Source organism: Pontibacter ruber, assembly GCF_023630205.1.
In the GTDB taxonomy this organism is placed as follows: Bacteria; Bacteroidota; Bacteroidia; order Cytophagales; family Hymenobacteraceae; genus Pontibacter; species Pontibacter ruber.
Map to the genome: position 1 here is coordinate 344508 of NZ_JALPRR010000003.1, position 11032 is coordinate 355539.

11 protein-coding genes are annotated in these 11032 nt (G+C 50.3%); 4 read left to right on the top strand and 7 right to left on the bottom strand.

All coding sequences use genetic code 11. From position 1 onward, the window contains the following. Positions 1-106 precede the first annotated feature (106 nt). The 3 genes from MJ611_RS13345 to MJ611_RS13355 all read right to left on the bottom strand — a co-directional run bounded on the left by MJ611_RS13345 (position 107) and on the right by MJ611_RS13355 (position 3654). On the bottom strand, positions 107-1366 hold the full coding sequence (locus MJ611_RS13345) for an NAD(P)/FAD-dependent oxidoreductase (protein ID WP_250430315.1): 1260 nt from the start codon (positions 1364-1366) through the stop codon (positions 107-109). Between the two features lie 68 nt (positions 1367-1434). Continuing rightward, complete coding sequence (locus tag MJ611_RS13350) at positions 1435-2079, bottom strand: peroxiredoxin (protein ID WP_250430316.1); 645 nt, start codon at positions 2077-2079, stop codon at positions 1435-1437. A gap of 393 nt (positions 2080-2472) precedes the next feature. After that, the gene (locus MJ611_RS13355) at positions 2473-3654 is read right to left on the bottom strand and encodes an MFS transporter (RefSeq protein WP_250430317.1); all 1182 of its coding nucleotides are present in this window, start codon (positions 3652-3654) and stop codon (positions 2473-2475) included. A gap of 244 nt (positions 3655-3898) precedes the next feature. Between MJ611_RS13355 and MJ611_RS13360 the strand changes: the two genes are divergently transcribed. Further along, positions 3899-4537, top strand: coding sequence for a hypothetical protein (locus MJ611_RS13360; RefSeq protein WP_250430318.1), 639 nt, complete (start codon positions 3899-3901; stop codon positions 4535-4537). A gap of 374 nt (positions 4538-4911) precedes the next feature. Here MJ611_RS13360 and MJ611_RS13365 read toward each other — a convergent pair whose 3' ends face one another. Further along, positions 4912-5772: an alpha/beta fold hydrolase gene (locus MJ611_RS13365; protein WP_250430319.1), complete on the bottom strand. Its 861-nt coding sequence runs from the start codon at positions 5770-5772 to the stop codon at positions 4912-4914. A 651-nt stretch (positions 5773-6423) separates the two neighbouring features. On the opposite strand from MJ611_RS13365, the gene MJ611_RS13370 reads away from it, so the two are divergent. Beyond that, a complete protein-coding gene (locus tag MJ611_RS13370; protein ID WP_250430320.1) occupies positions 6424-7128 on the top strand; it encodes a hypothetical protein in 705 nt (234 codons plus the stop codon). A 320-nt stretch (positions 7129-7448) separates the two neighbouring features. Here the strand turns inward: MJ611_RS13370 and MJ611_RS13375 are convergent, their stop codons facing one another. Beyond that, positions 7449-7925, bottom strand: coding sequence for a DinB family protein (locus MJ611_RS13375; protein WP_250430321.1), 477 nt, complete (start codon positions 7923-7925; stop codon positions 7449-7451). A 166-nt stretch (positions 7926-8091) separates the two neighbouring features. Between MJ611_RS13375 and MJ611_RS13380 the strand changes: the two genes are divergently transcribed. After that, positions 8092-8913: a hypothetical protein gene (locus tag MJ611_RS13380; RefSeq protein ID WP_250430322.1), complete on the top strand. Its 822-nt coding sequence runs from the start codon at positions 8092-8094 to the stop codon at positions 8911-8913. Between the two features lie 277 nt (positions 8914-9190). Here the strand turns inward: MJ611_RS13380 and MJ611_RS13385 are convergent, their stop codons facing one another. Then, positions 9191-9475: a hypothetical protein gene (locus MJ611_RS13385; RefSeq protein WP_250430323.1), complete on the bottom strand. Its 285-nt coding sequence runs from the start codon at positions 9473-9475 to the stop codon at positions 9191-9193. A gap of 299 nt (positions 9476-9774) precedes the next feature. Between MJ611_RS13385 and MJ611_RS13390 the strand changes: the two genes are divergently transcribed. Beyond that, positions 9775-10539: a creatininase family protein gene (locus tag MJ611_RS13390; RefSeq protein ID WP_250430324.1), complete on the top strand. Its 765-nt coding sequence runs from the start codon at positions 9775-9777 to the stop codon at positions 10537-10539. Between the two features lie 149 nt (positions 10540-10688). Here the strand turns inward: MJ611_RS13390 and MJ611_RS13395 are convergent, their stop codons facing one another. Continuing rightward, positions 10689-10880 carry a cold-shock protein gene (locus tag MJ611_RS13395; RefSeq protein WP_250430325.1) on the bottom strand — a complete coding sequence of 64 codons (192 nt, stop codon included), beginning with the start codon at positions 10878-10880 and terminating at the stop codon, positions 10689-10691. Positions 10881-11032 lie beyond the last annotated feature (152 nt).

An 11032-nucleotide genomic window follows, 5' to 3' on the forward strand; every position in this document is an offset into this window, starting at 1 on the left:
TATAGTTTAGACAACCTGAGAAATCATCCTCGACTCTCAATTTGTAATGCAAAGATATTACCTACGTAAACCCTGCACAGTGATGTTTGTCACATAGCGCAGCCGCCTACATAATGCCCTTTAGCATGAGGTTCCAGTACATCCAGGGCAAGCCGTACTTTTTCAGTAACCACATGCTGTACTGCTCTTTTGTGGTGTCTACAAACTTGCTGATAAGCGGATCGCTGTCGCGCAAGTTATCATACTTGAACTCGGCCAATACCATTTTGCCGTACCCTGTGATAAAAGGGCAGGAAGAATACCCTTCGTACTTTTTATCCGATTGCCTTTTATGACTGATCTGGGCGAGCAGGTGGGCTGCCACAACGGGTGCCTGTTTGCGTATGGCAGCTCCCGTTTTACCGGTAGGCAAGGCCGACACATCGCCTACGCCATAGATGTTGCTGTAGCGTTTGTGCTGCAAAGTATGCATGTCGACATCGAGCCAGCCTTTGTTAGGACCTTCTGCCACTGCCAGCGGCGAGTTGCGTACCACATCCGGAGCTACGTGCGGCGGAGCCAGGTGCAGCATGTTGTAAGGTATAACCACCGTATCGGCACCCTCTGACCGTTCTTGCAGCCGCTCGTCGGGGGTAAAGACCTGCTCGCCGGGCTGCATGCGCTTAAAGTGGATCTCGTTACGAGCGGAATCAATCCTGACAGGGCTGTAAAAGGTTCGTACAATGATCTCTTTTCGCTTTACAACCTCCTGCAGCGTGCCCAGAAATTCTTTTACCCCGAAAATAGTGGAGCCGGGCGTAGCAAATATAATGTTGCTTTTGCCACGCACGCCTGTCTTCCGGAAATAGTCATCGGACAGGTACATGATCTTTTGCGGGGCACCGCCGCACTTGATAGGCGTAGTGGGTTGGGTAAACACGGCATTCCCCCCTTTAAAATTCAGCAGTACGCCCCAGGTTTTGCGCGGGTCGATGTAGTTGCTGCAGACGTTAGGAGTCTTTAGTGCTTCCCGCAATCCTTCAATGCCGTCCAGATCATACTTTGCACCCGTTGCCACTACCAAAAAGTCATAGTTGTAGTCGCCGCTCTTTTCTGTCCGGACCGTGTTTGTTTCGGGCAGTATTTCTGTAGCCAGGTCCTGCAGCCAGGTAACTCCTTCCGGTATCACAGAAGCCTCACTCCGGCGGGTATCAGGGTAGTCGTACGTGCCGGCACCCACCAGCGTCCAGGCGGGTTGGTACCAGTGGTCTTTGGAGGGCTCGATAATCGCAATCCGCAGGTGCTTTTGCTCCCGGCGCAGCTTGGCAGCCAGCATAATGCCTCCCGTGCCGCCACCTATAATCAGAACATGATAATGCGTATACATAGCTTCGTGTTTTATACTTTTCCTAAGTCATTAACCTGTTATGCCTTTGGCTGCGGCAGTATCTTTGTTCAGAGATTCTTTTTGGCCAGGTAGAAATCAACCATTTCCAGGTCGCTGTTCACCCGTTCGTCCAGTGCCTCCAGGTTCTTTGGCGGCGGCACGATCACTTTATCTCCGGGTTGCCAGTTCAGGGGCAGGGCTACCTGGTGCTCAGCTGCCGTCTGCAGGGCAACTAACACACGCTTGATCTCTTCCATGTTGCGGCCCACGTTCAGCGGGTAGTACATGATCAGGCGGATGATGCCTTCCGGATCGATGATAAAGACTGCTCTGACAGCGGCGGTTTCGCTTTCGCCGGGTTGCAGCATGCCGTAAAGCTTTGCCACTTTCATGTCGATGTCGGCAATGATCGGGAACCTGAAGTATACGCCTGTTTTTTCGCGCACATTCTGCACCCAGGCAATGTGGGAGTGGATGCTGTCGATGCTCAGGCCGATAAGTTTGGTGCTGTGCTGTGCAAAGAAATTATCCTGCTCCTGGGCAAAGCCACTCAGCTCGGTGGTGCAGACAGGTGTGAAATCAGCGGGGTGCGAAAACAAAATTGCCCAACTGCCCTTGATGTAATCTGAAAACCTGATGGGACCGATGGTGGTGTTCGCTTCGAAGTCAGGGGCTTTGTCGCCTATGCGTGGCATGGTGGTTGTTTCTTCCATCTGTACTTTGTTATTGGTGGATAATCTTAACTGAAGAACAGGGGTGACTGGCTGGCTACCAGCGTGTTGCAAGAACAAGTATGGCTAAGTGTTACACTTATACCTGCTATACGAATTATTTTGTATTTTATTGCTTTTAATTTGTTTTAATTAGGTATGCATAACCAGTCCAAAGGTGAGTTAAGCGATGCTGACTTACAGACCTGTGCTTAAGAGCAGGCACCTGTACTTTTTAGTTTACAGCCAATGCTATTCCAAACTATCGAGCATGGCTGTGAACAAACGCATGTATGGCACGGGTACCGCTTTACAGTGTCCGTTGCCTTGCGTACTCTATAGGAATCTTACTATCGGAAAACAGCTCGGTGAGCCTGGTTGGAAAAAGAAACGCTGCTAGGCAACCTCCTGCTGGTGGCTGTCGCTGCTGTAGCGGAAGAGGAAAAGCAGCACAACCAGCGCAGCGGCAGCGGATGTGATAAAGGCGGCGGGAGCTCCGAAAGCATACCAGATGTAACCGGTCAGACTGCTGGCCAGGAGCGTGCAGATGCTCTGAAAAGCAGTATAGGTACCAATGGCGGTGGCCGTATCTTCGCGCCGGGCGATGTTCGTGATCCAGGCTTTGGCGATGCCTTCCGTAGCTGCCGCATACATGCCGTATAGCAGGAACAGCAAACCGAAAACTGCCACATCGCTGCTCCAGGCCATGCCGGCATACACCACGGCAAACAGCAGCAGGCCACCCAGGAAAACAGGCTTCAGCCCTACTTTATCGGCCAGTATACCCAAGGGGTAAGAACAGAGCGCATACACCAGGTTGTAAAAGATGTAGATCCCGATCAGCCAGGTATCGCTCATGCCGCTCTCTTTTAACTTCAGCAACAGAAATACATCCGAACTGTTAAAGAGTGCAAAGAACAGCAGACCGCCGGTGAGATAGCGGTAGGGCAGGGGGCTGTTTTTCCAGTACCCGAGGAAGGCCCAGAAAGGCGCAACGGACCTGACGCGTGGCGCAACCGGTTTGTCTTTCAACAGCCAGGTAAGCAGGATGGCCAGCAGCCCCGGTACAAAAGCGATCAGGAACAACGTGCGGTACTGCTCCGGGTAATAGTATAGATAAACGAGCGCCGCCGCAGGACCCAGTACAGCCCCCAGGGTATCCATGGAGCGGTGGAAGCCGAACACACGCCCTTTCTTTTTAGCGGTAGTCTCGTCGGAAAGCAGTGCGTCGCGTGCGCCGGTCCGAATGCCTTTGCCCAGGCGGTCGGTGGTGCGGGCCAGGAAGATCCAGTAGGCGTTGGTAAACAGGGCAAGCATGGGTTTGGAAATGGCACTGAGCGCATACCCCAGCCGCACAAAGGGCACCCGTTTGCCTGCCAGGTCCGATTGCTTGCCAAAATAGCCTTTGCTGAGTCCGGCCGTAGCCTCGGCCACTCCCTCCAGTACCCCGATCAGTACAACCGAGAAGCCGATGTGCTTCAGGTAAATCGGCATCACCGGGTATAGCATCTCACTGGCCAGGTCCGTAAACAGGCTTACCAGCGAAAGTATCCAGATGGTGCGGGTCAGTGTTTTCATGCAGGGGCCGGAGCAAAGCGGCAGCGTGTACTTTTACGGTAACAAATAGCTGAGGGTAAGGTATAAATATAGAGTGCCAGACACCACATTTACAAGAGCTTCGGCTATGCTTTTCTTCAAGTGGTACAAAGTAACGATCGTACTACATTCGCCCTTGCAATTATTTATGTCATCTAAATCACAAAGCTTTCCGGAGTATACCTGACCTGGTATGGATTACAGAAAAGCAGTTAAGATCTGAGCTATGAAAAAACGATCACTTTCCCCGGCTGTAACAACGATTGCTGTTATAGGGGTGTATGCGCTGGCAGTGGCTGCGTTGCGGCCCTGGTATCTGCGCTGGGGTGCCACCGAAGCAGAAGTAAAACAACCCCTTCCCGGCGACGAACTGATGCATCATCCTTCTGCCCATCATGCCATTACAATACAGGCACCGGTGGAGGCAGTATGGCCCTGGCTGGTGCAGATAGGGCAGGACCGTGCCGGTTTTTACAGCTATACCTGGCTGGAGAACCTGGTGCTGGCAGGCATACACAACACCAACCAATTGGTGCCGGAGTGGCAGGACCTGAAGGCAGGCGACAAAGTACGGCTTGGCTCGAAAAAGGTATACGGCGACATTACGCTGTTGCCTGTAGCTGCCCTGGAGCCATACCGGCACCTGGTGTTGCAGGGCTGGGGAGCCTTTGTACTGCAACCGCTTGATGCCCACACGACCCGCCTGCTGGTGCGTTCGCACGGACAGCGGCGCAGCACCCTCAAGCGCATCACAGATTTCCTGTTCTTTGACCCCATCCACTTTGTGATGGAGCGCCGCATGTTGCTGGGCATAAAAGAACGTGCCGAGCGGGAATACCGCGCCGTATCCGGACATGTGATGTAGATCTTGTATAATTTGAATTATGAATTATGAATGGGAGGTCGTTTAGAGCCAGCCCTTGCTCAGCGGGAGTGTGAACTATAGAACTTATACTTTGAAGTATAGCAACAGCCAAATCCCCCTCTCCTTGAGGAGAGGGTTAGGGTGAGGTGAAACAGTAATCATGAAACTTATACTTTGTAGTATAACAATAACAGAATTTCCCTCCTTAGTCAAGGAGGGATCAGGTGTGGATGGACCTCAGCAACTATGAAAGTATTACTTGGAAAATACCTATGGCAGAAATTCCCCTCTTGAGAGGGCTACGGTGAGGTGATAACTTCTGCTATAGAACTTATATTTGGCAAGATCCACGTGTCTTATACTTACCGGAGTTATCAGGCTACCTGCTCCTGACTTACACGCTGGCAGTGTTCCACAAAAGCAAGCAGGGTAGCGTCGAAATCCTCGCTGTTTTCCAGCTGCGGTATGTGCCCTGCCCGGGGTATAATGATGGTTTCTCCACGCCACTTGGGTATGTCCAGGTTCTTGAGGTAGTCGCGGTCGCCCAGGCGGTCTTTCTTTCCGGTTACCAGTGCTACCGGCACGGCAGCGTGCTTCAACAGGGCCAGTTCATCTTCGTGGTTGCCGTCGGCTACGCTCTGGGCAAGTATGGATCTGGCTTTGGGGTCTGTGTTCTTAAAATCAGTTGCCAGCGTGTTCGGCATTTCTTTGTTCTTCTTCGCGAAGAAAGACCGGGCATAGTACCGTAGCTCATCGTCATCGGCCTGTTCCTTCAATATCGTTCCCAGCACACCGGCGCGTTTTTGATTAAAGGCTTTCGTAATGTCGGCAGGCTTGCCATCTGCTATGGCCGTGTTCACCACCATCAGCCCGATGCAGCCGCGCAAGGTCGGCAGCGCTTCTACCGCAATGTTGCCGCCCATCGAGTACCCGGCAATAACATAGGGCTCATGGATTACCTGGGGCAACAGCTCTGTCAGCAGGTGGGCATAACCAGGTAAGGTATAATCATCGGCAGGCGCCCCCGACCACCCCGATTCCCCGTGCCCCGGCAGCTCGATCGAGATCATGTGGTGGTCCTGTAATGCCTCGCTCTCCAACTGCTTCTGCCACACCTGCTTCGACATCGATACCCCATGCAGCAGTACAATAGCCGGCTCTTTGCCTTGTCGCTCGCTTACATGTACATCAAGGTTGTGTACCTGGTAAGTTCTGGAAGTGATCTGGTTTGCCATGATAGTATAAGTATAGTTTAAACTGATATTTATATTGTACACGTGGTAGCAAACCTTGTTGTGCAGGTAAGTATAAACTAAGGGATGGCAGCAATTTGAACAGGCAGTTGCACCGTGTGGCTGGTAAAATGGAGTATAACGTGCAGCAGGCAGGTGGTAAATAGTATGGAATCAGCTTACTGGTTAGCAGGTTTTGCCACCATGTTGTATAAAGGTAGATCTTTTGAATGAACAAGGAAGTGCAAAGCTTACAGATAAAGACCGGCTGGCAGCGCAAACCTGGTAATTCAGATATGGCAGATGTAGGAAGTTAGGCAGGTATAAAAAAGAAGAAGGGCCTCCGCCAAGAAGCCCTTCCATATTTTGAAAAGTAATTATCAAGTAAGTAACTTTTCAACTTTTAGCCGTTTGTTTATACGGAGGCTATTTACCCAATGTTACGGTATGGCTAAAAATATTTTAATTTTTTTCGGGTGCTGATTTCCTGCTTTCCGCTTGTAGGAGTTAAGCTACCGCTTTGGTTCAGTTCAGGCTGCACTCACCGCCGCATGCATCGCACAAGGCATGTACCCCTCAGGCTGTAACAAAGTAAACTACCGGCCACCGCTCACGTTATAAAAAGTTAATTCATTATTAACTAACGTTTATGCTATGAGAAGATACGAGCGGGAACGTTATGAAAACGGCAACTACGGACACGAAAACAGCTACCGCGACGAGCGCCACTACAGGCCTGCGCGCGGTATGCAAGACAATTTTGAAAGGGAGTACCAGCAACAGCACAGGCCCCGTTACCAGCCGGAAGACAGGTACGAGCGCCGCGATACCTACCACAGCCCCGGCTACACCCGCGACATGAACTACGACGAAAGCTTCCGGGGCAGCAACCGCACCATGGGTGACATCCGCCAGGGTTACGGCATTTCGAGTTTCGATGGTATCTCTGACAGGTACAACACCCTGAACAGAGACCAGCGCGGAGGCAACATGCAGGAAGACCAGGCTTACTATGGCGAAAGCAGGTACAGCAGCACAGGTTACGGCAGCGGCATGGGCGAATCGTTCCCGAACTCTAACCGCGGGGTACCTAACTACGGCCTGCAGACTTTTGCAGATAATTACGGTACCGGCATGGGAAGCTCTTACGGGGGCGCAAACTACGGCGGCGGTACCGGCTACATCAGTGGCAACCGGGGCGGCTCGTCCGGCAACTATACGTATGGAACCTCCTCGGGCAATTACGGAGGCTATGGCTCTATGGGAGGTGGCACGTATGGCGGCGGAATGGGCAGCGGTTTCGGAGGCAGCTCCTCCCACAATTCAGATCGGGGCACAACCGATCTGGGAGGTTTTTAGCGAATGAACTAACGTATAGATCCATGAGGAGCCCGTCATACTTTGGCGGGTTTTTTTTATCGCCTGGCTGTCAGCGGGTGGTTTAAAATGCAGGGTGCTGAAGTATACAGCGGATATTAAAACAAAATGCCTGAAAAAAGTAGAAGGGCCCCCGCCACAGAAGCCCTTCCTATTGAAAAGTATAAATCGGAATACTTGACTAACTTTTCAACTTTAGCCATCTATAAAACATTGGCCACCGGCGCCAGGTTCAATGTGATTGAGACTTTTTTGTGTATAAGGATATTGATTTTCAGCTTATTAAAAAATGTTTAACGCGCTTACTCCCAGTGCCCTGCTAACCTTCTGAGTGTAACGATCTGGCCCAGGTGGTAGGCGTTGTGCTCGGCCACCAACATGGCCTCGCGCAGCAGCGTTTGTCCGGTACCGTGCGGTATTAGGGCATAAAGATCGTTGGTTGTATTCTGTACCAGTTGCACCATTTCTTCCAGCTCCGCAGCAATAATTTTAAGTGTATTTTCCAGCGTAGCCTGATCGGCAGGAGCAGTATCAGCAGGCCAGTAATCGTCGGGCCAGGCAGGTTCCTGGTACTTGGGGTTGCGGCTAAAGTCCAGGATATCGTGCTGGGCAAAGCGCAGGTGTTCCAGCAATTGCCAAATCGTGTAGGGCAAGCCATTAACTTGCCGGCCTGCTTCCTGCACCGTTATGCCTTCCAGCAATTCTGCCAGCGGACGGAAAGCCTGCCCTCCCCGCAGCAGCTTTACCAAGTGTTCGCGCAGTTGTCGGTCCTGTTTCATAGCTGTTTTTTTCTAGTTCATACTTAGGATGTAGCGTAAGAGTTTGCAAGTTTCACCCAGCACTGTCCCCGGCAAACATGCCAGATCATACTTTAGCAGGGAGCAGCAGGCAGAGTGTCATAATTTGGACAGAAACCCTTATCTTTTGTGCTTAGCCACCTACTGCATGAAAACACCTTTACACTTTTTCCTGGTCTGCCTGCTTTTACTGGTAGCCTGTAAGCATTCTCCTGAGCCGGCGCCGGCACCCACCCAAACGCCTGAAATCCTTGGTTTTCCGGTCAGCATCACTTCTGCAGGCGACGATGGCGTGAACGAGATCTTCTATTATGACCGAACCGACCGGTACGGCGAATTGTCTATGCGGGAATATTTTACCCGTACCGATACGGTGCACCACTTCGATATATACCTAGGCCGTGGGAAAGACATGCTGAATGTGATAGAAAGAAGAGATCATTCCCTGTCGGATAGCATAAAAGACTATGTAACCATCGACCACATGTCGTACGACCTGCTGCCGTTACGGCGCAACGAGCGGCCTTACTACCCGCTGAATAACCTGCTGATAGATGCACATGAAATTTACAAGTATACTCCGTCGTATGTACTGGCAGAGCAGCAGTTCTACAAAGACTACAAACTTACCGGCACCCGCAAGTATAACTACGGCAGCTACGCAGCGGCTCTTATAGAGGAGTACAGCGCATCAGGTACTAAAACCCGTACCCTGGAGCTGCACTTCGACGAGAAGCGGCACCCGCAGGCCAATAACGTGAAATACCAGAAAATACTGGTAGAACCTGGCTATCCGCATGACCACAACATAACCCAGGTAACTGCCAGGGATGCCGGAGGGGCCGTACTCGAAAGCAAATCGTACAGCAACACCTATACCTACAACGAGCACGGTTATCCCCTGCAGGTAGTCAGGACCTTCCTCGATGGCAGATCAAACACGTATACCTATACTTACAAATGCAGGTAGCCTATAAGGAAATGCCTGAGAAACAACCGGCAGCGGTTTACCGGAAATTCCTGAAAAAAATTGCACCGTTTTTTACAACATTATTATATAGGTGAGCGTATATATAGCAGAACCCTTTAGCAAATTTTGTTTGTGATAAGTAAGGCCCCGAAGGTGAACGGTCGGGGCCTTACCTTTTATATCCCGCCTACATTACCGGTTTCCCAAAATTCAATTGTTGCTGTTTCAGGTGCGTAATTCTGTAGATTGCGGCTAGCCCGAGTGTTGCTGTGCAGCGCTATTTTTCCTGATCATTGGACTGCAGGAAATCAAGCAGGCTGGTAGAGGCTGCTTGCTGGCCGATGCTGGTAAGGTGGAGCAGGTGCCTGCCTTTGCCCGTATCGCTGGCACCTTTCCGGATAAAGCCCAGGTCGATGAGCTGCTGCTGCGTTTTGGTTAGCAGGAACACATCGATGTGGTGGCTGATTGCCAGCGCCTTCAGTTTATAAGAAGCTATACTTCCGCCTTCGGCAAGCAGTGCCTTCAGAATTACATCCGCAACATGGCTTTCCGAAGTATTCATTTTACTCTTCTAAAGGTATTCTGGTGCAATTTTAGGTTCATACCTGTTTAACGAAAATTTTTGGGTTTTGATGGTAATAATCCAGTCGTGGTTTTATTATTTGTGTGCTGTGGTCGTTTATTCATGAAAACAGAATAAACATGTTTGTAATATTCTAATATATCAAAGTATGAATGAGGAAGGTGTTTTAACAAAACCTGCCACAATTAATGTAAAACCGAGCCTATGAGTTAATGCGATGGAATGTTGTGCCTCCCGGCCTAAAAGCCTATACTTGTATCAAACCAAACCGACTAATTATGAGACCCTATATACTTGCCGAAACAAACTGGAAAGCTGTTAAAGACCAACAGATCGATGTAGCTGTGTTGCCCTGGGGCGCTACCGAAGCGCACAATTACCACATGCCCTATGCCACAGATGTAATTGAGGCAGACGCCATCGCGGCAGAATCGGCCCGGATTGCCTGGGAGAACGGAACCCGGGTGATGGTGCTGCCTACTATACCGTTTGGCGTTAATACCGGCCAGTCCGATATAAGGCTTTGCATGAACCTGAACCCAAGCACGCAACTGGCCATCCTCAACGACCTGATAGAGGTGCTCAACCGCCAGGGCATACACAAGCTGCTGGTGCTTAACAGCCACGGAGGCAATGATTTTAAACCAATGCTGCGTGAGTTGGGCCTGCGTTACCCGGATATGCTGCTGGTTGCCTGCACCTGGTTCCAGGCGGCAGACCGCAAAAAGTATTTCGAGGCAGCCGGCGACCATGCCGATGAAATGGAAACCAGCCTGCTGCTGCATCTGCGGCCAGACCTGGTGTTGCCTTTGGAAGAGGCCGGTGAAGGAAAGGAGAAGAAATCAAGGATCACTGGCATACGCGAGGGCTGGGCCTGGTCGGAGCGCAAATGGTCGATGGTGTCGGAAGATACCGGCATCGGGAATCCCAAAGCTGCCACAAAGGAAAAAGGAAAAGCTTTCCTGGAAGCTGCCGCACTTAATATAGCCAATCTCCTGACCGAACTGGCGCAGGTAGATCGTAATGATCGGTACAGCAGTTAAGCTTTGCCCGGAGAGTTGGAACAGGAGCCTTCGGAAGGCAGGAGATGAACAGCTATTTCTGCCTGTAGCGAGTTGAGTGATAGATAACGTAGCTGCAAAGCATAAAAAAAGCCCCGGAACTCCGGGGCTTTTTTTATGCTTTAGAAAGGCTATGCGCGTTTTACATTTACGGCATTAAGCCCTTTTTTACCTTCCTTAAGTTCAAAAGTAACTCTGTCGTTTTCTCTGATCTCGTCGATCAATCCTGTTACGTGTACAAAGTACTCCTGATTTGAGCTCTCGTCTTTAATAAAACCGAATCCTTTTTCGCTATTAAAGAACTTTACAATTCCGTTATTCATGCTATTTGATTTTTATACATCTACTACACAAGGAAAGGAAAAAATGTTTATTTAATTGTTAAATTTTTTATTATCAAAGTTAAAGTGCAATTAAAAAGCTATAATCGGGTGTATTTACTTTGTTAAATGATATAAAAAAATAAGCTGCCGAA

What these genes read in the sequence shown, in the direction of transcription:
- MJ611_RS13375 (WP_250430321.1), bottom strand. Translation starts at nt 7,925, where the DNA reads ATGAAACAGGACCGACAACTGCGCGAACACTTGGTAAAGCTGCTGCGG.
- MJ611_RS13390 (WP_250430324.1), top strand. Translation starts at nt 9,775, where the DNA reads ATGAGACCCTATATACTTGCCGAAACAAACTGGAAAGCTGTTAAAGAC.
- MJ611_RS13345 (WP_250430315.1), bottom strand. Translation starts at nt 1,366, where the DNA reads ATGTATACGCATTATCATGTTCTGATTATAGGTGGCGGCACGGGAGGC.
- MJ611_RS13380 (WP_250430322.1), top strand. Translation starts at nt 8,092, where the DNA reads ATGAAAACACCTTTACACTTTTTCCTGGTCTGCCTGCTTTTACTGGTA.
- MJ611_RS13350 (WP_250430316.1), bottom strand. Translation starts at nt 2,079, where the DNA reads ATGGAAGAAACAACCACCATGCCACGCATAGGCGACAAAGCCCCTGAC.
- MJ611_RS13360 (WP_250430318.1), top strand. Translation starts at nt 3,899, where the DNA reads ATGAAAAAACGATCACTTTCCCCGGCTGTAACAACGATTGCTGTTATA.
- MJ611_RS13365 (WP_250430319.1), bottom strand. Translation starts at nt 5,772, where the DNA reads ATGGCAAACCAGATCACTTCCAGAACTTACCAGGTACACAACCTTGAT.
- MJ611_RS13370 (WP_250430320.1), top strand. Translation starts at nt 6,424, where the DNA reads ATGAGAAGATACGAGCGGGAACGTTATGAAAACGGCAACTACGGACAC.
- MJ611_RS13395 (WP_250430325.1), bottom strand. Translation starts at nt 10,880, where the DNA reads ATGAATAACGGAATTGTAAAGTTCTTTAATAGCGAAAAAGGATTCGGT.
- MJ611_RS13385 (WP_250430323.1), bottom strand. Translation starts at nt 9,475, where the DNA reads ATGAATACTTCGGAAAGCCATGTTGCGGATGTAATTCTGAAGGCACTG.
- MJ611_RS13355 (WP_250430317.1), bottom strand. Translation starts at nt 3,654, where the DNA reads ATGAAAACACTGACCCGCACCATCTGGATACTTTCGCTGGTAAGCCTG.